The 20,494-nt window shown below is 65.6% G+C and carries 20 protein-coding genes; 3 read left to right on the top strand and 17 right to left on the bottom strand.

What is annotated here, in order from left to right; translation table 11 throughout:
- The 7 genes from FJZ36_11840 to FJZ36_11810 form a co-directional block, all read right to left on the bottom strand.
- A partial coding sequence (locus FJZ36_11840; GenBank protein ID MBM3215593.1) for a bifunctional oligoribonuclease/PAP phosphatase NrnA occupies positions 1-512 on the bottom strand: 512 nt, incomplete at its 3' end.
- Entirely contained in the window at positions 509-898 is a 390-nt protein-coding gene (gene rbfA / locus FJZ36_11835; protein MBM3215592.1) for a 30S ribosome-binding factor RbfA, read from the bottom strand. The genes rbfA and FJZ36_11840, both read right to left, overlap by 4 nt.
- Before the next feature lie 14 nt (positions 899-912).
- Positions 913-1,194 (bottom strand): DUF503 domain-containing protein, encoded by a 282-nt coding sequence (locus tag FJZ36_11830; GenBank protein ID MBM3215591.1) that lies wholly within the window; start codon positions 1,192-1,194, stop codon positions 913-915.
- 27 nt (positions 1,195-1,221) lie between these two features.
- Positions 1,222-3,999: a translation initiation factor IF-2 gene (gene infB / locus FJZ36_11825; protein ID MBM3215590.1), complete on the bottom strand. Its 2,778-nt coding sequence runs from the start codon at positions 3,997-3,999 to the stop codon at positions 1,222-1,224.
- A complete protein-coding gene (locus FJZ36_11820; GenBank protein ID MBM3215589.1) occupies positions 3,996-4,316 on the bottom strand; it encodes a YlxR family protein in 321 nt (106 codons plus the stop codon). Before FJZ36_11820 ends, infB begins: the two co-directional genes overlap by 4 nt.
- 41 nt (positions 4,317-4,357) lie before the next feature.
- Positions 4,358-5,728 carry a transcription termination/antitermination protein NusA gene (gene nusA / locus FJZ36_11815; protein MBM3215588.1) on the bottom strand — a complete coding sequence of 457 codons (1,371 nt, stop codon included), beginning with the start codon at positions 5,726-5,728 and terminating at the stop codon, positions 4,358-4,360.
- 75 nt (positions 5,729-5,803) lie between these two features.
- Positions 5,804-6,352 carry a hypothetical protein gene (locus tag FJZ36_11810; GenBank protein MBM3215587.1) on the bottom strand — a complete coding sequence of 183 codons (549 nt, stop codon included), beginning with the start codon at positions 6,350-6,352 and terminating at the stop codon, positions 5,804-5,806.
- Between the two features lie 598 nt (positions 6,353-6,950).
- On the opposite strand from FJZ36_11810, the gene FJZ36_11805 reads away from it, so the two are divergent.
- The gene (locus FJZ36_11805; protein ID MBM3215586.1) at positions 6,951-8,021 is read left to right on the top strand and encodes a Gfo/Idh/MocA family oxidoreductase; all 1,071 of its coding nucleotides are present in this window, start codon (positions 6,951-6,953) and stop codon (positions 8,019-8,021) included.
- A gap of 9 nt (positions 8,022-8,030) precedes the next feature.
- Here the strand turns inward: FJZ36_11805 and FJZ36_11800 are convergent, their stop codons facing one another.
- The 4 genes from FJZ36_11800 to FJZ36_11785 all read right to left on the bottom strand — a co-directional run bounded on the left by FJZ36_11800 (position 8,031) and on the right by FJZ36_11785 (position 11,206).
- Positions 8,031-8,531, bottom strand: coding sequence for a nitroreductase family protein (locus FJZ36_11800; GenBank protein MBM3215585.1), 501 nt, complete (start codon positions 8,529-8,531; stop codon positions 8,031-8,033).
- Between the two features lie 84 nt (positions 8,532-8,615).
- Positions 8,616-9,707 carry an NADP-dependent oxidoreductase gene (locus FJZ36_11795; protein MBM3215584.1) on the bottom strand — a complete coding sequence of 364 codons (1,092 nt, stop codon included), beginning with the start codon at positions 9,705-9,707 and terminating at the stop codon, positions 8,616-8,618.
- A 4-nt stretch (positions 9,708-9,711) separates the two neighbouring features.
- Positions 9,712-10,410, bottom strand: coding sequence for a hypothetical protein (locus FJZ36_11790; GenBank protein MBM3215583.1), 699 nt, complete (start codon positions 10,408-10,410; stop codon positions 9,712-9,714).
- Positions 10,411-10,498: 88 nt separating this feature from the next.
- Positions 10,499-11,206, bottom strand: a complete 708-nt coding sequence (locus FJZ36_11785) for a hypothetical protein (protein ID MBM3215582.1) — start codon at positions 11,204-11,206, stop codon at positions 10,499-10,501.
- Between the two features lie 286 nt (positions 11,207-11,492).
- Here FJZ36_11785 and FJZ36_11780 point away from each other — a divergent pair, with 286 nt between their 5' ends.
- On the top strand, positions 11,493-12,248 hold the full coding sequence (locus FJZ36_11780; GenBank protein ID MBM3215581.1) for a LamG domain-containing protein: 756 nt from the start codon (positions 11,493-11,495) through the stop codon (positions 12,246-12,248).
- 574 nt (positions 12,249-12,822) lie between these two features.
- On the top strand, positions 12,823-13,611 hold the full coding sequence (locus FJZ36_11775; protein MBM3215580.1) for a sugar phosphate isomerase/epimerase: 789 nt from the start codon (positions 12,823-12,825) through the stop codon (positions 13,609-13,611).
- 3 nt (positions 13,612-13,614) lie between these two features.
- On the opposite strand, the gene FJZ36_11770 is transcribed toward FJZ36_11775, so the two are convergent.
- From FJZ36_11770 to FJZ36_11745, 6 genes are all read right to left on the bottom strand, one after another.
- Positions 13,615-15,159, bottom strand: coding sequence for a tetratricopeptide repeat protein (locus FJZ36_11770; GenBank protein ID MBM3215579.1), 1,545 nt, complete (start codon positions 15,157-15,159; stop codon positions 13,615-13,617).
- 3 nt (positions 15,160-15,162) lie between these two features.
- On the bottom strand, positions 15,163-16,533 hold the full coding sequence (locus tag FJZ36_11765) for an alpha-glucosidase/alpha-galactosidase (GenBank protein ID MBM3215578.1): 1,371 nt from the start codon (positions 16,531-16,533) through the stop codon (positions 15,163-15,165).
- 91 nt (positions 16,534-16,624) lie between these two features.
- Positions 16,625-17,383 carry a TerC family protein gene (locus FJZ36_11760; protein ID MBM3215577.1) on the bottom strand — a complete coding sequence of 253 codons (759 nt, stop codon included), beginning with the start codon at positions 17,381-17,383 and terminating at the stop codon, positions 16,625-16,627.
- 141 nt (positions 17,384-17,524) lie between these two features.
- Positions 17,525-18,520 (bottom strand): hypothetical protein, encoded by a 996-nt coding sequence (locus FJZ36_11755; GenBank protein MBM3215576.1) that lies wholly within the window; start codon positions 18,518-18,520, stop codon positions 17,525-17,527.
- Between the two features lie 47 nt (positions 18,521-18,567).
- Positions 18,568-19,428 carry an SMP-30/gluconolactonase/LRE family protein gene (locus FJZ36_11750; protein ID MBM3215575.1) on the bottom strand — a complete coding sequence of 287 codons (861 nt, stop codon included), beginning with the start codon at positions 19,426-19,428 and terminating at the stop codon, positions 18,568-18,570.
- A gap of 13 nt (positions 19,429-19,441) precedes the next feature.
- Positions 19,442-20,494, bottom strand: a 1,053-nt coding sequence (locus tag FJZ36_11745; protein ID MBM3215574.1) for a Gfo/Idh/MocA family oxidoreductase, incomplete at its 5' end; no start/stop codon positions are given.

The following is a 20,494-nucleotide window of genomic DNA, read 5'->3' as shown; positions in this document are numbered from 1 at the left end:
TTGCCCGTGTCGCCGATGATGCCCGCGTAGAGGCACTCCGCAATATCTCGGTCGATCTCGTCGCCGGACGCCTCGAACAGGTCGAAGAGGATTTCGCACGTCGCGCACGCCTGCTGCACGACGCAGGCGATGTCAGCGAAGGGTTTTCCCGTCGCGTGATGGTCGATATTGATGATGGCGTGCTTCGGCGAAAGCCGATGTTCGAGCGTCTTGCCCAGTCGAGCTCGGTCGGACACGTCGAGAACGATCAGGGCGTCGGCGGCGTCGAGCGTCGGTTCCTGGCGCATGCGACGGACCCCGGGGAGCCAGTGCGTGATCCTCGGCGGAGGGCCCTCGTTGACGATCTCGACGGTCTTCCCGCGCTGCTCTAAGAACCTTGCCAGCGCCAGTTGGGAACCGATGGCGTCGGGATCCGGATGGATATGCGAGGAGATCCAGAACGAGTCGTATCGAGCGAACGCGTCCAGAATGTCGCGGAAGCGCTCCGACGCGACCGAATGGGTGTCGCTCACTCGGCTGAGTCCTCGTCCTCGGGGTCGGATCCGTCCGGCGGGATATTCAGGGAACGCAGGCGCTCCGTCATGTCCATCAGGAGCTTGGGCCCGCGATCCACCTCGAAGCGAAGCTCCGGGCTATGGCGCAGATCGAGCCGACTCGCGGCTTCCCGGCGGATGTAGCCGGACGCCTTCGCCAATGCCTTGCGAATGCTCGGCTCGTCCGCGTCGTAGATGCTCAGACCCACCCAAGCGACGCGCAGATCGCTCGACACGCGCACGTTCGAGACAACGCATTCCTGGAGCCGAGGGTCTTTGACCCGCCGGAGGAAGATGTCCGCGAGCTCCCGCTTGAGCAACTCGGCGATCCGTTCGACGCGCATCGAGGAACCGCGCTCGCGCATCGCTTCGCCTCCCGCTACAGGAGTTCCATATCGACGCCGCTCACGGAGATCGGGAACTCGTCTTCGATGTAGTTCACGATCTTGTCCATCACGCTGTTGAGGTGGCGCACGTCATTGGAGACGTAGGCGATGCCCAACTCCGCGTCGGTGTGGCTGTCCAGGTCGCCTACTTCCGCGATGGACACGTTGAACCGGTGGCGCACGCGATCCTTGATGCTCCGAACGACCTGCCGCTTCGCCTTCAGCGAGTCGCTCGCGTGCACCTCGAAGGCAATCGTGCAGACGCCCACGTGCATCGGCGCGCCCTCTCCGCCGCCGCGCCGTTACGCAGTGCGGTTCCCGGCGCGCTCCTGAGACGGGGTTCCGCCCAGTGTTCGCGTCACTTCCTCGTGCGTGTAGCACTCGAGGACGTCATCGACCTTCAGGTCGCTGAACGACAGGAGACCGATGCCGCACTCGTACCCAGCCGTCACTTCGGTGACGTCTTCCTTGAACCGGCGGATGGAGTCCACCTTGCCCTCGTGGATGAGGCGGTTGTCGCGGACGACCCGCAGATTCATGCCGCGCACGATCCGTCCGTTGTTCACGTAACTGCCGGCGACCGTCCCGATGCGAGGCACGCGGAACAGCTCGCGCACCGTCGCGCGTCCGAGGACCTGCTCCTGCACTTCGGGTTCCAGCATGCCCTCCAGGGCAGCCCGGATGTCGGTCACGACGTTGTAGATGACGTCGTAGGCGCGGACGTCGATCTCCTCCTGCCGGGCGATCCGTTCCGCGCGGGTCGTCGGTCGCACGTTGAAGCCGATGATGATCGCGTCCGACGCCGTTGCCAGCATCACGTCGGTTTCGGTGATGCCTCCGACGCCCTGATGGATCACGTTCAGCTTGACTTCCTGTGTGTCTAGGCGAGACAACGCCTGCAAGATCGCCTCGATGGAGCCCTCCACGTCCGTCTTGAGGATGAGGTTCAGCTCCTTGACCTCGCCCTGGGCGATCTGGGCGTGCAGGTCTTCCAGCGAGACGCGGCGGCGCTGGATCATCTTCTCGTCGCGGACGATCTGCTGCCGCGATGCCACGAGGGCTCGCGCGTCCTCCTCGCTCAGGACCACGAACCGGTCGCCTGCAGTCGGCACGCTGTTGAAGCCCAGCACTTCGACCGGCGTCGACGGACCCGCTTCCTCGACCCGCTGACCCAAGTCATCGATCAGCGCCCGGACGCGCCCATCGCAGGTTCCCGCCGCGAAGTAGTCGCCGACGCGCAGGGTCCCGTTCTGAACCAAAACGGTCGCCACGGGCCCGCGTCCCTTGTCGAGCTGCGCTTCGACGACCGCCCCGATCGCCGGACGCCTCGGATTCGCGCGGAGCTCGAGGAGCTCCGTCTCCAGCGACAGGTATTCCAGCAGTTCCGTGACGCCGGTGCGCTGCTTCGCCGACAGCTCGCAGAACACCGTCGAGCCGCCCCATTCTTCTGGCACCAGCTCGAGTCTTCCGAGCTGGTCCTTGACACGGTCGATGTTCGCGTTGGGAACGTCGATCTTGTTGATCGCGACGACGACTGGCACGCCGGCTGCTCGCGCATGGTTCAGAGCCTCGACCGTCTGCGGCATTACGCCGTCGTCCGCCGCCACGACCAGCACGACGACGTCCGTCACTTGAGCGCCGCGCGCGCGCATCGCCGTGAACGCCTCGTGACCCGGCGTATCGAGGAACACGACGCGACCGTTGGGCAGGCGCACGTCGTAGGCGCCGATGTGCTGCGTGATGTTTCCGGCTTCGCGTTCGGCGACGTTCGATTCCCGCACGGCGTCGAGCAGCGACGTCTTTCCGTGATCGACGTGTCCCATGATCGTGACGACCGGAGCGCGTGGCACGAGGTCCTCGGGATCGTCGCGGATCTCCTCGACGCTCTGCATGAGCTGCTCTTCGAGGCTGGGGCGCTTCGCCGCCAGGAACTGCAGCGGGTCCTCCAGCTTGCGCAGCGTGTCCATGTCGAGCGCCTGGTTGATCGTTGCGACGATGCCCATGCGGAACAGCTCGGCGATCAACACGCCGGGACGCACCTCGAGGGCGCGCGCCATCTCGCCGACGGTGCTCCCCTCCATGATCTCCGGGATGTCGTCGCGTGTCGGAAGAACCAGCCCGTCGGCAGCGTCCTCCTTGGGACGCTGTCGCGCGATCATGTCGCGTTCGCGCTCGCGTTCGCGCTCGCGTTCGCGCTCGCGTTCCTTGTCTCGGTCGCGGGTCTGCAGTCGCTTCGGCTGCGGCCGCCCGAATCCTTCTGCCGGGGCTTCGCCGGGACGACCGGGCTTGGGCGGAAATCCCCTGCCTCCTCCAACGGGACGAGGCCGCCGCGTTTCGCCGTCGCGGGCTGGAGCGCCCTCTCGGCTGGTCCGCTGACGCGAGAACCCCGACGATTCGGAGCTCCGGCTCGCAGCGGCTGTCGATGACGCCGAATGGTACGAGCGCGTCGTGCTACTCGACTCGTCGCGGCTCGAATAGGCGACGCGTCGTTCCGTGGGTCCATCGCTTCGTCGCGCCACGGGCTCGGCGGGCGCCGATCCCGCCGGACGCGCGGTGTATTTGGGCGCGCGCTTCTCCGTCTGCGAGACTGGCTTGCTGGTTCTCGGCGCTGCCTCGTACCGAGGCTGCGTGGTCGTGGGAGGAGCCGCCGAAGACGTCGACGGGCGGCGGACAGCGTACTCAGGCTTGGCGTCGTCGCGACGCGGCGCCGCGCGGACGATCTCGCGGCGGGGCAGCTCGATCGTCCGGATAGGGGGCTTCAGTCCCGTCTCTCGGGTCGTCGGGGTCGGTTCCGTGGCAGGCGCCGACGGCGGAGCCTTCGATGGCGCGGGCGATGGCGCGGGCGATGGAGCCTCCGGCGTCTTGCCCTTGACAGGCTCGGGAGCCGGAGCGCCCTGACCCGCGATCTCTTGGCAGGCACGATTCGCTTCTTCCGGAGTGATCGTGCTGGAGTGCGTCTTGACCTCGAACCCCATCTCCTTGAGCCGCTCAATCAGCTCCTTGTTGGGCACGTCGAGATGTTTCGCCAGTTCATAGACCCGCACGGGTTTGTCATAAGGAGGATGTGTCGGAGAACTCATCGGGTAACCACCCCCATTCGTCGTGTCTTTGGCGATCCGTCAGGTCCGTCGTTGACTAGTTGCGTGAGCTCCGATCGGAGCGCCTCGATCTGGGGAGGCGCGATCGGGGTCGTCAGCCGCAGAGCGCGAATGAGCGACTTGGGCGTCAGGGCGCGCTCGATACATGCCCCATCGCTGCAAACATAGGCGCCGCGTCCCGGACGCTTCCCCGTCGGATCGGCGCAGAGCGAGCCATCTTCGAGCCGCACGATCCGAACCAACGTTCGCTTGGCTCCCTTCTGCCGACAGCCCATGCAGCTCCGTTCCGGTGCCGTCATTCGCTCCCGTTCTCGGATGCATACCCGGTTTCCGATGATCCCTACGACTCTGAAGCGGCAGCCGCGCGCTGTTCTGCCAGGATCAACGACTTGGCAGACGCGACGAGCTTCTCGGCAGTCTTCGCGCCGAGGTTCGGGAGCACGGACAGCTCCTTGACATCCGCTTCGGCAATCGCGCCGACGTTGGCGTAGCCATGCTCGCGCAGCGTAGCGGCGACTTTGGGTCCGACTCCGACGAGGCGTTCGGGCGGGAGCTCCGCCGCTGGCAGCTCCGGCACTTCCTCGACCGGCTCGGACTCGGAATCCGTCTTGAAGATCTCGGCGACCATGCGCGACCGCAGATCGGAACTCACTTCCCGCTCGCTGACGATGTCGATCTTCCAACCGGTCAGTCGGTTCGCCAGGCGGGCGTTCTGCCCGCGACGCCCGATCGCCAGGGATAGCTGCTCCTCCGGGACGACGACGGTCGCCAACGGCTCGCCGCCTTCGTCCTCGCCGAGGATCACTTCGCTCACCTTCGTCTGACCCAGCGCATTCGCGATGAACTCGGCGGGATCCGGGCTCCACGGGAGCACGTCGATCCGCTCGCCGCTGAGTTCGCGCACGACCATCTGCACCCGCGACCCGCGAACGCCGACGCACGTCCCGACGGCGTCGATGCCGTCCTCGGTGCTCGCGACGGCGATCTTAGAGCGTTCGCCGGGCTCGCGCGCAATCGCCATGATGTTGACCAGACCGTCGACGATCTCCGGCACTTCCTGCTCGAACAGCCGCACCAGCAGAACCGGATGGGCGCGCGACAGGATGACCGGGGCTTTGAATCGTCGCGTGGCGTGCTCCGCGTTTTCAGGGTCCATGACGTCGATCACGAGGGCGCGGATGCGGTCGCCCCGCTCGTACGATTCGTTGCGGAGCTGCTCGTTCCACGGCAGAACCGCCTCGGCTCCCTCGATCTCCAGAATCACGTCCCGGTAGTCCTGTTGCTGCACGACGCCGCTGACGATCTCCTCGACGCGGTCCTTGTAGAGGTTGAAGATATTCATCCGCTCGGCGTCCTTGATCTTCTGGACCAGGATCTGCCGGGCGAGTTGGGCTTCGATGCGTCCGAAGTCGCGCGTCTCGACGGGAACCTCGATGACGTCGCCGATCTTCGCTTCAGGCTCCGTCTTGAGCGCTTCCTCGATCGGGATTTCCGTCGCGAACGACCGCATGATCTCGACGACACGCTTGGGTGCGAAGACCTGGATCTCGCCGGTCGTCTCGTTCAACTCCACTTTCACCGACTGCACCGAGCCATAGCGCCGCTTCGCCGCCTGAAGCAGGGCAGCCTCGATCGCCTCGACCAGGATCTCTTTGGGAAGACGCTTCTGGCTCAAGACCTGCTTCATACTCGTCAAGAGGTTCTGGTTCATCGTCGTGCTCCCTGCGTCGTCTGAAAGATCGTGCGGCAGTCATGCGCTGGCTGGCGCGCGAAGGTCGTGCCCCGGCTAGAACCGGATGTCGAACTTCCCCTCGATCACCTCCGCGATCGCCACCGTAACGTCCTCTCCCGAGTCCAGTGCCAGATGGATGTCGTCGCCGTTCACCGACATGAGCCTGCCGACGAGCCGCTCCTCGCGAGCCGGGTCGGTGGAACCGCGTCGGCGGATCGCAACCCAGTACCCCTCGGCGCGCCGGAAATCCGAAGCCGTGTGCAGTGGTCGATCCAAGCCTGGTGAGGCGACTTCGAACTCCGTGCGGTCGTCTAGGATTCCTTCGACGCGGAGGGTCGGCTCCAACATGCGGAGGACCCTCTGGCACTCCCCGATGGTGATCCCGCCCGGGCGATGCACCAGCAGCCGCACGGACGGCTGACGACGGTTCATCTGCCAAATGGCTTCGACCAGCTCAAACCCGTTCGCCGCCAGGATCGGTTCGCAGATGCTCGTCAACAGCGCCTGGGGGCGATGATCCGTACCCGACTCATGGTCCACGCCGGTGCCCCACAAAACAAAAGAGCGGGCTGGAACCCACTCTTGACACAACCGTCGCCGTATCGAACGTCAAATCCTGTGCAACCGCACCCGATCCGCCGTGGCTAGGTGTCCATCGTCGGGCTGTCTCAAGGCTAGCACACTTGCCGGATGGAAGCAAGGCAATCGGGACGGCAGCAGGGCTGTTTCATGAAGCCCTCGGTCCCCGCACGGCGGGGTCCAGACGAACGCCCGCTGCTCCGACGGGACACCAGCCGTCCATGGAGCCACCGTTTCCGCTCCGTCGCTCCCGCGAAAGCGGGAGCCCAGAGTCCTGGATTCCCGCTTCCTGGCCCCGCGAAGGCGGGGCTCGCGGGAATGACCCGTTGGGTGGACCCGATTCGGGATCAGGCGGGCCGTTCATGAAACAGCCCTGGAACGGCAGAACTCTCCGCGACCCCGTGCTATCGCAAACCGGGACGGCACATCGGAACCACCAGGACCTGATCGTGGCATGCCGCGCCCGTCACCAGCAGCACGATTCACTGTGCGTTGATGCCTGCCAGACGATCTGGCAAGATCGTCTGGCAGGCATTTGTCAGCGCGCCGTCTCCGATGCGAGCGCACGGCTCCGCCGGTATCGTCCGAAGGAGCGCCATCGCGCAGAACGGAGAGCCTCGACATGGCAGACTTCCTCCTCGTCGGCGGAACCCATCCTCACGCCCGCGCGCACCTCAAGACGCTCCAGCAGCTCCCAGAAGTCGAGCGCGTCATCGTCGTGGAGCCTGACGCGTCCGTCCGCGCGTCCTACGACGCCGAGGCGAAGGTCGCCGCGACCGTCTCGACACTGGACGATGGGCTCGCGACCGGCCCAACGCACGCGTTCACCTGTTCGCGCAACGACCGAGCGCCGGCTGACATCGCCGCGTGCGCGCGAGTCGGCTGCCACGTCATCGCCGAGAAGCCGCTCGCCGTGTCGGCTGCCGCGTTCGAGCCTGCCCGACGCGCCATCGTCGAGTCCGGCGTCACGCTCTCGATTGTCTATCAGGCGCGATGGCACCCGATCCCGCTGGAAGCCCGCCGGCTCATCCGGGAAGGCGTCCTGGGCGCGCCCATCGCCGCCGAGGCGCGGATGGTCACGTCGCAAGTGCGCTACCGCGATCCCTCCCATTGGCTATTCAGCCGTGACGCCGCTGGTGGGGGTATCCTCTCGTGGCTCGCGTGCCACTACATCGACCTGCTCGCCTACCTGTTGGACGACGAGTACGTCTCCGTCGGCGCGCACGTGGGAACCCTGGGCGGGCAGGCTATCGACGTCGAGGACGTCGCCATGCTGAGCCTCCGGTTCCGGCGGAACGCTCTGGCGACGATGACGGCGGGATACCTGCTGGCGCTGAGTCCCAGCGGCTACATGCGCGGCGCGTACGACACGTACATCGGCATCTACGGGCGCGAAGGACGGCTGTGGTGGGACCCCGTCGGCGGCAAGACGCTCCACGTCGAGAGCGCACGCCCCGAATGGGCGTCTGCGCCGCGTCGGGAATGGACGGTCGAAGTCGCGGAGAGCCGCGCCTACGGCGGCGTCTATGGCGAGGAGTTCGTCCGGCGGTTCCTGCAAGCGTCTGCCGGAGACGGTGAACCGCCGAACTCGCTGCGCGACGGTCTGCGCGTCCTGCGAGTGCTGGATGCCGCCTACGAATCCGCCAGCAGGGGCATCATCGCGCCCATCGAACCGGTTCCGCCGGACAGATGATCGAGCCGTCTACTCCGCGCCCCAACGCTCCCAGTGGAGCACGTCTTCGAGCGCGCGCTTCGTCTTGATCGGCTCCTCTGCCGGAACGCCCAGCGATATCAGGCTGATGAGCTTGTGTCCATTCGGCACGCCCAGGAACCGCCGCACGTCGTCGGCGTACTCGCGCTTGTCGCCCGATATCCAGCAGGTTCCCAACCCGTGGGCCCACGCGGCGAGGCAGATGTTCGTCGTCGCCGCGCTGCCGTCTTCCAGGTAGTACTTGGTGTCCTTGCAGAACACGACGATGCACGCCGCCGAGTGGGCGATGTGCTTTCCGAAGTCCGTCAGACCGGCGAGCTCGTCGAGTAGGTCCGGCTTCGTGACCACGATGAACGTCCAGGGCTGCTCATTCCTGCCGCTGGGAGCCAGGCGCGCGCAATCGACGATGTCGCTGAGAACGTCGCGGGATACCGTGTCGGATTCGTAGGCGCGGATGCTGCGTCGGGTCTTCAGGCAGGCGATGGCGTCCATGCACAGAGGCTCCTTTCCCAAGCCGTGGAATCCCAGCCACCACGATTGGGATAGCCTCATTCGGCGCGCATCGGAAGAACACGCCTACGCAACGGGCAGGCGGACGAGCATCTTCCCGACGTTCCCGCCCGACAGGAGCTCGATGAACGCCCTCGGCGCGTTCTCGATGCCATCGACGATCGTCTCGCGGTAGCGGATCGCTCCTTCGCCCACCAGCGGCCCAACTTCGCCGACGAACTCCGGGAGCAGGTTCCCGTGGTCGCGGATGAGGAATCCCTGCATCAGGATGCGCTTCGTGATGAGCTCGAAGAGGTTCCGCGGGCCCGGGTCGGGGACGTCCAGGTTGTACTGCGAGACCATGCCGCAGACGGCGATGCGCGCGCCGACGTTCGCGCAGGTCAGTACCGCTTCGAGCATCGCCCCGCCCACGTTCTCGAAGTAGATGTCGATGCCGCCCGGGCAGGCGTCGCGCAGAGCCGCCGTCAGGTCGCCGCAGGCGCGATAGTCGATCGCCGCGTCGAAGCCGAGCGCGCCCGTGAGGTGGTCTGCCTTCGCCGCCGACCCGACGGTTCCCACGACGCGGCATCCGGCTCGCTTGCCCAACTGACCCACCAGCGAACCGACGGCTCCCGCCGCCGCGCTGACGACGAGCGTCTCGCCGCGCTTGGGCTCCCCGATCCGATGGAGCCCGTACCAAGCGGTGAAGCCCGGCATGCCGAGCACGCCCAAGTAGGCGGATAGGGGAACCACCAAGGCATCGACCTTGCGGGCGTCGCCGCCATCGCTGACGCCGTACTCACGCCATCCCTGCATCGTGACGACGACATCTCCGACGGCATACTCGGGGTGACGCGATTCGACGACGCGCCCAACGGCTCCACCAGCCATCGGTTCCCGCATGCGGAACGCTGGAGTGTAGGTGTCCACGCCGCGCATCCGACCACGCATATAGGGATCGACGGAGAGATACTCGTTGCGGACGACGAACTCGCCGGGCTTCGGCGTCGGGATGGGGTTCTCGACAAGCTCGAAGTCGCTCTCCTTCGGCATGCCAGCAGGCTTCGCCGCGAGCACGATCTGCCGATGGGTCGCCACGACGGTTGCCCCTCTGCTTTGACAGCGAACGGGCGCGGGTTGCCCCGCGCCCGGATGAGTCGCAGCCGACGAATCGCGCATAGCGCTAGAACGACTTCAGCGCTCCCCAAGTCGCGGCGGCTTTGCCACGGGCTTCGACGGCGAGTCCACTGGATCCCCCGAAGGTCGCCGAGATCGTCGTCTTGACAATGGAACCGCAGTTCCAGCGCGCCTTGTTCGGCTTGCCCTTGGCGAGCTCGCACGATCCGCGATTCGCGCCGCCTCCCACGCTGACGTTCCATGCCGGTTCGCCCTTGTCGGGCGTCCAGGCGTTGCTCTTGGCGATGAGCGCGCCGTTGAGCCACGCTCCATACTGGTCATCGTAGTCGGCGAGTAGGATGAGCTCCTTCACCGTCGCGGCGTCGGGGATGTCGAAGTAGTACCGTGTCCACGCAGAGATGCGGCCGGCGGGAATCTCCGTGTTGTCGTCGTTGTCGGCGAAGCCGACTCCCGATTCGCCGTCTTTCCACTTCGAATCGTCGTAGGCGACCTGAGTCCACCCCGCCTTGATTTCCATATTGTCCGGATCGTGGATGTACTTCACCTTCGCGCCTTCGTCGACGTAGACCTTCCCGCCAGCGGAGAGCTGCATGATGAGCGTCATGTCGCTGCTCCCAGCGCCGTCGTTGAAGTTCGCTCCGACGAGCACGTTGTTCTTGGTATAGATCGTCACAGCGGACGCTGTGCTCGCAACAGCGAAGGCGACGACACATACCCCGACCACGAAAGCCAGGAAGTGCTTCACCCGGAACCCTCCTTGCTGAGTGATGGTAGGGATGTGGGCGCGAGAACCCGCGCCCACTGACCTAGGGCGTTCTGGAGGACCCAGTCCGCTAGCGACTCGACTTGAGCTCCGCCCAAGCTGTCGCCAGCTTGCCCGAAGGCTCGACGGCAGCGCCGGCCTGAGCCGCGAAGCTAACGTTGGTCTTCTCGATCGCCGCATGCTTCCAGCGATCGGCGTTCGGCTTGCCCGCCGCCAGGTCGCTGGCTTCGTGGTTGGGGACAACGAGCCCACCGGCAGCGCCGTAATCCCACTTGGGCGTGTCACCGGCGTTCTTCATCTGAGCGCTGCGAGCGATCTCGACGCCGTTCAGCCACACGATGTACCCGTCGTCGAAATCCGCCAACAGAACGACGCTCTTGACCGATGCCGGATCCGACACGTTGAAGCGGTACCGCGTGTAGATCGTCACCACGCCGGCTCCACGGTCGATGGCGGTGTTGTCGTCGTTGTCGGCAAATCCGACACTGGACAAGCCGTCCTTCCAGCTGCTGTCATTGAAGCCTGGTTTCTCCCAGCCCGGCACATCCGCCGTGGGCACCAGGTACTTCACCGCGTGGCCCTCGTCCACCCACACCTTGCCGTCGCCGCTCAGTTGGAGGATGAGGCTCATGTCGCTGCTACCGAGCCCATCGTTGGAGTTCACTGCGGCGAGGATGTTCTCACCGGGCAACAATGGGGCGGGCGCAGCAGACGCGGTATGCACTGCCACGGCAACGCCGAGAGCCACAGCGCATACGAGCCAGTAGACGCGCTTCATGCAGTGTGTCCCCTTCATACGAGGAGGCAACAACACGTCCGACACGTCTCGTCGCTCAACGCCGTCGACGAGACCCAACGCGACTTCGTTCGCGCGTCCTTATACCACAAAGAGCAGGCTCAAGCACGAAAGCTCGACGATCCCAACACCGCGTTGCGGTGTCAGCGCGTCGGTTTCCAGCGCCGCTGGATTCCCAGCCCTGTGCTGGTAACGTACAATGTGTTCGCGCTTGGTCTGGGATCGAAGACGCGGAGACACGGCATAGGACTCAGACAAGGAGGTTCCGATGCGCAGATCTATGATGGCGCTCGCGCTTGGCTGCGCGATCAGCCTGCCCATTCACGCGGCTCCCCGCGCGGACCTAAAGCTGCTTCTCCCACTCGACGAGAACAAGGGCAATCAGGCGGCTGACCTCTCGGGAAACGGGCATGTCGCGAAGTTCGTCGGCACACCGAAGTGGACGACCGGCAAGATCGGTTCCGCCCTCGAGTTCGACGGACAATCCTACCTGGAAGTCGCCGACAAGGCGGACAGCGGATTCGACGGCGTCGCGGGACTCACCATCGAGCTGTGGGCGAAGCAGGACGCCCACCACGACAACGGCCTCGTCGTCAAGCTGACGACGAACGCCTTCTGGCCCTGCTCCTACAACCTGGAAACATGGTCGGATACGAACATCTGGTTCGGCGTCGATCAGGACGGGATGGCGATCTCGGCGGGTGGATACCCTCTGAACCAATGGTACCATCTCGCCGCCGTCTTCGACGGTAAGGCGAAGACCCAGCAGCTCTATCTCAACGGTAAGAAGGTCGTCGAGGGCGCCGCGCCGAAGGACACGGTTCCCGCCGGAGACAAGCCCATCTTCATCGGCACCGTCGACGCGAACAACTACCGGTTCAAGGGCGCGATCGACGAGGTCGCCATCTACGCCCGCGCGCTGACCGCCGCCGAGATCGGGCAGGACATGTCGGGCATCGTGCTCGCTGTGGAACCGCGCGACCGCCTGGCGATCCGATGGGCGGCGTTGCGGCAGGCTCCGTAGCGCACTCGAAGCCTCGTCGTTCGCGCGGGAGTCACGGCGCGCCCGGTCCAGCCTGTCGAGTTGGCGTCGTTGGGCAGGTTCTGCTTCGGCTGGATGGCTTTGATGCCGCTGCCCTCGTCGACGAGGATCGTGGACCCAGACTTGAGCTGGACGATCAGCGACAGATCGCTGGAGCCCGGCGAGTCGTTATGCCGACGCCGCGAGGACATTCCGTCCGGGCACCAAGGGAGCCGCCTTGCCGCTGGCTTCCATGGCGGCGTGCGACGAGTAGGCGGCTGCGGCGAGCAGACCAACGCAGGCGAAGGTGAACATCCGTTGCATCATGCGTGAAGCTCCTCAGCGTCATGTCAGTTCGGTAATCGACGGGCGAACCGTCGGTTAGTCATGAGAACGCGTTGATCAGTAGAGCCTCTTGAGAGCGCCCCAAGAGCTTGCGGCTCTGCCGATTGGGTCCACCGCGAAGGGTCTGGAGACCCCTCGTGGGTCCCGTGCCGACTTCGCTCGTGGTTCCGCCCGCAGCGCGGATCGCGTAAGATGCACCCGATCCGCATCCGATACGCCGAGGAGAAGGCGCATGAAGAAGGGCATCTGCATCGGCACGCTCCCCGGAGGCATCTCCGACGAAGGGTTCGCGCTGGCGAAGGAAGCCGGATTCGCAGGCGTCGAGCTGGGAACGCTCAACGACGAGGCATCTCGTACCAACGCGGCGGAGCTCGCCAAGAAGCACGGCATCGCCATCCCCAGCATCATGAACTCCGTCCACTGGGGCAAACCGCACTCCGACCCCGATCCCGCCGTTCGGCGCGAAGGCTTCGAAGGCATGCTCGCGTCGTTCGCGACCGCCGCGGCGACCGGCGCAGACACGGTTCTGCTCGTCCCTGCCGTCGTGACGGATACGGTGACCTACGAACAGGCGTGGATCCGCTCCCAGTTCGAGATCCTCGAGCTCCTCAAGGTCGCCGAGGAGAAGAAGATCGCCATCGGCATCGAAAACGTCTGGAACCGGTTCCTGCTCAGCCCGACCGAGTTCGCCCAGTACATCGACCAGTTCAACAGCCCCTATGTGAACGCCTACTTTGACGTGGGGAACATCTGCCTCTACGGGAACCCGCATCAGTGGATCCGCACGCTGGGGCCCCGCATCGGGAAGGTGCACGTCAAAGGGTTCGACACGCGCAGCCGGCAGTTCACCTCGACGCTGCTCGGCGGGAACATCAACTGGAAGGCGGTACGGCAGGCGTTCGTTGACATCGGCTACGAAGGATGGATCACGGCAGAGATGGGGCAGAACCGCGAAGACCCGCGCGGCGGCGCGTTCGCGCTCAGCGAGGAGATGGACAAGATCATTGCTGGCGAGGCGTAGTCGCTACTTCCCGGCTTCGGCGCGCGCCTGGCGGATGGCATCGATCCCGGCGCGGTAGTTGGGGTTGCCCGGGTTGAGTTCGAGCGCGGATCGGAGCGCTTGCTCCGCCTCGTCGAGCTTCCCCAGTCGGAACGCGATGAGCGCGAGCGTGTTGCGGTACGGCGGGACCGTTGGCGCGAGTTCGACAGCCCGCAGCGCTACAGCGTGCGCGCCCGGCAGATCGCCGCCGACCTGGGCGAGGGCGCGCGCCAGCCCGTCGTGACCCGCCGCATCGTCGGGGTCCGACTCGACGACAAGCCGGTACTGTGCGACCGCCCCTGCGTTCCGCTGGACGAGCAGCGCTTCGGCGTACGTCTGTCTCGCGGAACCCAGCGACGGGTCCGACTCCAATGCTGGTGCGAGAAGCGCGATCGCCCGCTTCGCATCCCCCCGCCGGTAGGCGATCTCACCAAGCAGCGCCTGAGCAGCCGCCGCGTCCGGCTGGAGCCGAAGCGCCTCGGATGCCGCCTTCTCCGCCGCGCTGAGCTCGTCGTTCGCCGCGCGGGATGCTCCCAGTCCGATATGAGCGATGACGAGCTCCGGGTCGAGCGCGAGGGCGGCCTCGTAGGCGTCGATCGCCGCCCGGGCATCCCCGTAGCGGAGATGGAGCCTGCCGAGGTTCGCCCAGATCGGAGCGCGTTCTTTTGGCGACTCGTACCGCAGGATGGCGGCTTTCAGTTCGTCGATGGACTTCTGCTGCTTGGTCAGGACGGTGTGGATCGCCAGGTCTTCGTCGGCTCCAGCCGTATCGCCGAGACGCCGCCGCAGTTGGGACCGGACATAGCGCGCGCCCAGGTGGGTCGGATCGCCTCTCAGCGCCGAGTCCAGCGCGGTGAGCGACTCCTCGCGCCGGTTCAGGCGCATCAGCAGGTAGCCCCGCTCGAAGTCGCACGCGACGGCGTCGTACTGGAGCTCTTTGGCATGGTCGTAGTCAGCAAGCGCCTCCTCCATCCGGCCTAGCTGCGACTTCACCTTGCCCGTCTGGAACGCGACCACCGGTGAATCCGGACTGAGACTCCGCGCCTGGGCGAGCGAGTCGAGCGCGTCCTGATAGCGATAGAGCGACACGTAGGTAGAGCTCTCCGCCTGGTAGAACTCGGCGCGTCGAGCATCAAGACGGATCGCTTCGCCGAACGCCGCGAGCGCGTCGTCGAACCGGTCGCTCGACATCAGCGCCAGTCCGTAGCCGTAGTGCGCGTCGGCGCCCTTCGGAACAGACTTGGCGAGCTCCTGCCAAGCGGCAACGGCTTCCGCCGACATCCCGCTCGACAGATAGGCGCGCGCCAGCTCGAACCGCGCCGATGTGTTCTGCGGTTCCGCCGCGACGCGCTCCTGAAGCTCCCGCACCGTCGCCCCATGCGCCGTCGTGACGAGCGCGAACAGCACGACGAGCAGACAGGCGCACATCGGCACGAGTCTGTGACAGGGCTCCTGATCGCTGGGACGGGTCTGAGACCCGCCCCTACGGCGTACGACGTAACGCACGTGCAAGCTGGCGCGTCGGCTCATGGGCTAGATGCCCCACAAGGCGGGCGGTTCGTAGGTGTCTCCGCCGCCGAACATCGACTCCATCCCGTGGGCTTCGATGAGCTCGTCGCAGAGGCTGCGGATCTGGTCGAGCGTCAACTCCGAGCCGGTGTGCGGATCGAGCATCGCCGCGTGGTAGACGGCTTCGCGGTCGCGTTCCAGCGCCGCCTGGATAGTCAGAAGCTGGACGCTGATGTTCGTCCGGTTCAGCCCGGCGAGTTGTTCCGGCAGGTCGCCGACGTAGCACCCCTGAACGCCGTTCCGGTCGACCAGGCACGCGAGCTCGACGACCGACGTGCGCGATAGGTTGGTGACCAACCCCGTGTTCAACACGTTCCCGCCGATGCGCAACGGGACGTCGGTTTCCATGGCGTCCATGATGTAGGAACCGTACTCGTGCGTCCGCCGGTGCGAGAGCTCGCGGTTGTTGATGAGCCCCTTGCTTTGCTCCTTCCAACTGGCGATCTGGTGGATGCAACGGCGCGGGTACTCGTCCAGCGGGATGTTGAACTCCTCGATGAGCTCCGGGAACTGCGCCTTGATCCAGTAGGGCAGGTACTCGGAGAGGTGCTCCGAGGACTCCGTGATGTAGTAGCCGAAGTGGCGCATCATCTCGAAGCGCACCATGTCCCAGTGCTTCTTGGCTCCGGGCTTGCGGGCGGCAGCGTTCATCTCGGCGGCGCGCCGCTTGATCTCCGGGTAGAGGTCCTTCCCGCCGTCGGTGACTTCGAGCAGCCACGCCTGGTGGTTGATCCCCGCGATCTTCCACTGGAGCTTCTCGACCTGGCTGAGCATCCCAACGTGATGCAGCAGACCTGACGCGCACCCCTGAACCGAATGGCAGAGCCCCACCGCCCGGATGCTGGAACCCAGCAAGATGCCGCCGGTGACCATCGCCATCGGGTTCGTGTAGTTGAGGAACCAGGCATCGGGACAGACGGCTTCCATATCGCGCGCGAAGGCGAGGCAGACGGGAATCGTCCGCAAGCCTCGGAAGATGCCACCGATCCCCAGCGTGTCGGCGATGGTCTGGCGGAGCCCGTACTTCTTCGGTATCTCGAAGTCGATGACGGTGCTCGGTTCGTATCCGCCGACCTGAATGGCGTTGACGACGTAGCTCGCGCCGTGCAGAGCGTCACGACGTTGCGCGGGGCCCAGATGCGCCGTGATGGTCGCCTTGCCGCCGTTGATGTTCCCGTTCAGCGTCTGGAGCATCGCCTGGGATTCGCTCAGACGCGTCGCATCAATGTCATAGAGGGCGATGTGAGCGTCGCGCAGGGCATCGGTCAACATGCAGTCGCCGAGAACGTTCTTGGCGAAGACGGTGCTTCCGGCTCCCATGAAGGTGATCTTCATGCGTCTCGTCCTTTCGAGAATCGGCACGGGCGCGTCATCGTCGAATACATAGCGCACGCCGGAGACGCTCACGAGTCCGCCGACGCAGCCGTCAATCGCCGGCTTCCGCGGCTCCCTCTGCCGGCTTGCTTCCGCGCTTCGGAATGAACCCGGACGCGAACAGCAGGAGCATCACCGTCCAGAAAACCCACTTAGGCAGATGCTCGAACCCAGCGTGAACGTGGTACGTCGTGTAGTACCAGTGCCCGTAGGCTTCGATGCCTAGCTTGACCGAGATCCAGGCGATGATGAGATAGGCGGCGGTCTCGAGCCGCGCGAACTTCTCGAGCAGCTTCAGGAAGAAGTTGGCGACGAACCGCATCGCAACAACGCCCAGCAGCCCGCCCAGGTAGATCACCCACAGCTTCGGATGGACCGCCTCCATGTTGGGTGGCGGTCCCACCAGCGCCACGGCGGCGAGGATTGAATCGACGGCGAAGGCGAGGTCGGTCAGTTCCACGACCACGATCACCGACCAGAACCCTTGCGCCTTGGGTTCCCGATGCTTGTCGTTGACGCGATGCATCGCGTGCCTGACAAAGTGACGCACCGCCAGGTAGAGCAGATACCCCGCGCCTGCCGCCTGAACCCACCAGTACTTGATGAGCTCGCTGGCGATCACGATCATCAAGCCGCGGAGTACGAACGCGCCGACCAGTCCGTAGAGCAGTCCCTTCTGCTGCTGGTGCTTCGGCAGCGCGCGAACGAGAATGGCGAGAACCAGCGCGTTGTCTGCGGATAGGAGACCTTCGAGGAAGGCGAGCGTCGCGACCGTCGGCACATCAGAGATCGCGAACACCTGACCGAACATCCCGTACCACCTCTCATCAGACTCTCATCGTAACCGTCACCCGGTCTGCGTGCGACGCGACGCTCCTGCGATGGGTGTGATCCCGGTTCGCCTCCGACCTCTCTGGCTGCCTCGCCAGTCTCCGAGTAAGGTATCCGCGCGCTAAGAGGCCTCGCGGAGTCGATCGCACATCCACGGAACGCTGTGCGTCGTCGCGATCTCGTGCCCTCCGTCGTGGACGTGGATGCCGGTATGCGTCGCCGGGGCTCCATAGGCTTGGTAGATGGGTCCCAGGTCGTGGACGATCGCCTCGGTATCCTCGTGTGGGAAGGAGACGTCCTTTCTGCCGGCTTCCAGGAAGAGCGGTCGCGGCGCGATCATCGCGGCGATATCGACGTGCTCGAAATGGCGCGCCAGATCGCGCAGATGTCCGCATGTGCAGTGGGGCCGATCGAGGAACGTGTTCAGGTGCGACGTGAGATAGCAGCTCACGCACGTCGCGGCGATCCGCGTCTGGAGCGCGCCGACGAACATCGCCATCTCGCCGCCCAGCGACAAGCCCATGACGCCCATCCGCTTCGGATCGACGGCGTCGAGCGACTCCATCAGATCGAGCGCCCGCACCAGGTCCCAGTAGCGCACGCCGATGAGCGTGTGCCCCAGCATGTTGAGGCCATGGACGAGAACGTTATACGTGACGTTGTCCTGCGGCAGCGCACGCTCGCCGAATCCGATCTGGTCGGGCACGAACGCGACCAGCCCCTGCTCCGCGAACTGCTTGGCGAACCCGCGATACGCCGAGTTGGGGTCGATGCACTCGTCCTTGCCGCCGCCGCTGTGACCGTGCAGGCAGAGCACGGCGGGAACCGGGTACCGGACGTTCTTCGGCGTCAGCAGATAGGCGCACGCCTGGAGCCCGGGGCGCGTCCAATAGACGAGCCGTTCGCGGACGTAGCTCTCGGTCTCCTCGACGGTCTGTCGTTCGAGTCCGAAGTCGATGCGTTCACTGGGCGTATCGCCCAAGATGCCGCTCAGCACACCCCGCGCGAGTCCCTGCCACACCTCGAACGCGCCCTTTGAGGACAGGTCGAACGGCGACTGGCGAAGCTCCGATTCGACGAGCCCGTGGTAGAAGTCGATCACCTGCTGGCCGAGCATGGATGCCTCCCCTGGGAACCGGTAGGAACCGGTTCCGCGTGTGGCGACTACAGTCCGATGCGCGAAGCGAACTCCGGCAGACCGCGAATGCCGAGATTCAGATGGAACAGCGATCCGGCGTGAGCGCCGTTCAGCGCGCGATCCTCGCCTCCCGCCGTCGTGATGTACATGTCCGTCAGATCGTCGCCGCCGAACGTGACGCTGGAGACCTTGAGCACCGGGAACGCCACGGTCTGCATCAACGCGCCGGTGGGAAGCAGTCGAACCAGCCGGGAGCCGTCCCAGCGCGCCGACCAGATGCAGCCTTCGGCATCGACGGTCATCCCGTCGGGCAAGCCGGCGGCGGGCGCGTTCCGGTGAAAGGCGCGGCGGTTCGACAGGTTCCCGGTTGCCCGGTCGTACTCGAACAGGCTGATCTCGTACATCTCGGAATCGGTGAAGTACATGCGCTGGCGGTCGAGCGTGAAGCCCATCCCGTTCGAGCAGCGCACGTCTTCGAGGACGACCGTGAGCGTGCCGTCGCAGTCGAGCCGGTAGAGCCGTCCGAGCCGTTCGGGGCTGGGCATTGTCCCGCAGAAGACGCGTCCGACCGGGTCCGCGACGACGTCGTTGAATCGCGACTCCCGTTCGTCCGGTATCTCGTCGACGACGTTCGTCAGCGTGCCGTCACGCCAGACGGCGATCCGCCCGCGATCCATGAACAGCAGCAGCGATCCGTCCGCCTGGATCGTGAACCCGCCGACCGTCTCGCCGTCGAGGACGAGCTCGTGGTTCCCGGAAGCCGGGTCGTAGCGATACAGCTTCGCGCTATCGATGTCGGTCCAGTAGACGCAGCGCTCGGTCGGATGCCACAGGGGTCCTTCGCCGCAGACGCACGCGACGTCGGCTACGATGCGGGGCGCCGGCATCTGAGTTCGCAGCTCAATCATAGGCGAGTGTCACCTCTCCGCCTGTGCGCAGGCTCTCGATGATCGCGTCGATGAGGAGCATCTCGCGGTATCCGTCGTCCAGATCGGCGCGGCACTCCGTCCCATCGAGGATGGCGCGCGCCCACGCCGTGATCTCCTCGCGGTATCCGGGACGGATGACGCCGTTCTGATACCCGATTCCCCCGTCCCAGGTGATGATCCTGCCGTCGTTATATCCGCCCGTGCCGACAGGAAGGTCGGGAATCGAGTAGGTCAGCTTCGACCAGTTGTGGGTCTCGACCCACGCGGGCCCGTCGCCGGCGATGAGCGTGCGGTTCTCGAACACCGGCGAGCGGAACGCGATCGTCTGGCTCCCGACGATGCCGCTCCCGAATCGGTACTGGATAACGCCCGCATACTGCTCGGAGTTCGTCTGGCTCCGCATCGCCGAGACCGCCGCGATATCGCCCATGAAGAACCGAGTCAGGTCGAGATGGTGGATGATGTGATCCAGCAGGAAGAAGCGGAACATGTCCGCGTCCGAATCGCGGTCGAGCCCCCAATCCATCCGCATGCCGGGACCCGGACAGAGGTACCGCGCCTGATAGACGATCGGCTCGCCGAACCCGGGTCGGGAGATGATCTCCTTCGCCATCCGGTTCACCGGGCAGTGCCGCTGCACGGTTCCCATGAGAACCTTCGCGGTCGTGCCGCGCGCGGCGTCGCGGAACCGCTTGGCTCCGGCGGCGGTCATCGACGGCGGCTTCTCGGTGTAGACGTGGAGCCCGCGTTCCAGCGCGACGATGCCCGCTTCGGTATGGATCGCCGGAGGAGCCGCCATCAGGACGCCGTCGAGGTCTTCGGCGGCGAGGAGCTCGCTGTAGTCGGTGTAGGCGCGTTCGGCGCGGAAGCGGTCGGCGGCGTCCACGGCGGCGTCGCGTCGAAGGTCGCAGGTGGCGACGAGACGCAGTTCGTCGACCAGCGTCAGCGCCGGCAGCAGCACGCCCCGGGCGAGCCCGCCGCATCCGATCATCGCGACGCGTAGGCGCTTGCGCTCGTTCATGTC

The sequence above is a fragment of the Candidatus Poribacteria bacterium genome (genome assembly GCA_016866785.1).
Classification (GTDB): domain Bacteria; phylum Poribacteria; class WGA-4E.
This window is presented reverse-complemented; position numbering and strand designations above follow the sequence as displayed.

What these genes read in the sequence shown, in the direction of transcription:
- rbfA (MBM3215592.1), bottom strand. Translation starts at nt 898, where the DNA reads ATGCGCGAGCGCGGTTCCTCGATGCGCGTCGAACGGATCGCCGAGTTG.
- FJZ36_11830 (MBM3215591.1), bottom strand. Translation starts at nt 1,194, where the DNA reads ATGCACGTGGGCGTCTGCACGATTGCCTTCGAGGTGCACGCGAGCGAC.
- infB (MBM3215590.1), bottom strand. Translation starts at nt 3,999, where the DNA reads ATGAGTTCTCCGACACATCCTCCTTATGACAAACCCGTGCGGGTCTAT.
- FJZ36_11820 (MBM3215589.1), bottom strand. Translation starts at nt 4,316, where the DNA reads ATGACGGCACCGGAACGGAGCTGCATGGGCTGTCGGCAGAAGGGAGCC.
- nusA (MBM3215588.1), bottom strand. Translation starts at nt 5,728, where the DNA reads ATGAACCAGAACCTCTTGACGAGTATGAAGCAGGTCTTGAGCCAGAAG.
- FJZ36_11805 (MBM3215586.1), top strand. Translation starts at nt 6,951, where the DNA reads ATGGCAGACTTCCTCCTCGTCGGCGGAACCCATCCTCACGCCCGCGCG.
- FJZ36_11800 (MBM3215585.1), bottom strand. Translation starts at nt 8,531, where the DNA reads ATGGACGCCATCGCCTGCCTGAAGACCCGACGCAGCATCCGCGCCTAC.
- FJZ36_11795 (MBM3215584.1), bottom strand. Translation starts at nt 9,707, where the DNA reads ATGCGCGATTCGTCGGCTGCGACTCATCCGGGCGCGGGGCAACCCGCG.
- FJZ36_11785 (MBM3215582.1), bottom strand. Translation starts at nt 11,206, where the DNA reads ATGAAGCGCGTCTACTGGCTCGTATGCGCTGTGGCTCTCGGCGTTGCC.
- FJZ36_11780 (MBM3215581.1), top strand. Translation starts at nt 11,493, where the DNA reads ATGCGCAGATCTATGATGGCGCTCGCGCTTGGCTGCGCGATCAGCCTG.
- FJZ36_11775 (MBM3215580.1), top strand. Translation starts at nt 12,823, where the DNA reads ATGAAGAAGGGCATCTGCATCGGCACGCTCCCCGGAGGCATCTCCGAC.
- FJZ36_11770 (MBM3215579.1), bottom strand. Translation starts at nt 15,159, where the DNA reads ATGAGCCGACGCGCCAGCTTGCACGTGCGTTACGTCGTACGCCGTAGG.
- FJZ36_11765 (MBM3215578.1), bottom strand. Translation starts at nt 16,533, where the DNA reads ATGAAGATCACCTTCATGGGAGCCGGAAGCACCGTCTTCGCCAAGAAC.
- FJZ36_11760 (MBM3215577.1), bottom strand. Translation starts at nt 17,383, where the DNA reads ATGTTCGGTCAGGTGTTCGCGATCTCTGATGTGCCGACGGTCGCGACG.
- FJZ36_11755 (MBM3215576.1), bottom strand. Translation starts at nt 18,520, where the DNA reads ATGCTCGGCCAGCAGGTGATCGACTTCTACCACGGGCTCGTCGAATCG.
- FJZ36_11750 (MBM3215575.1), bottom strand. Translation starts at nt 19,428, where the DNA reads ATGCCGGCGCCCCGCATCGTAGCCGACGTCGCGTGCGTCTGCGGCGAA.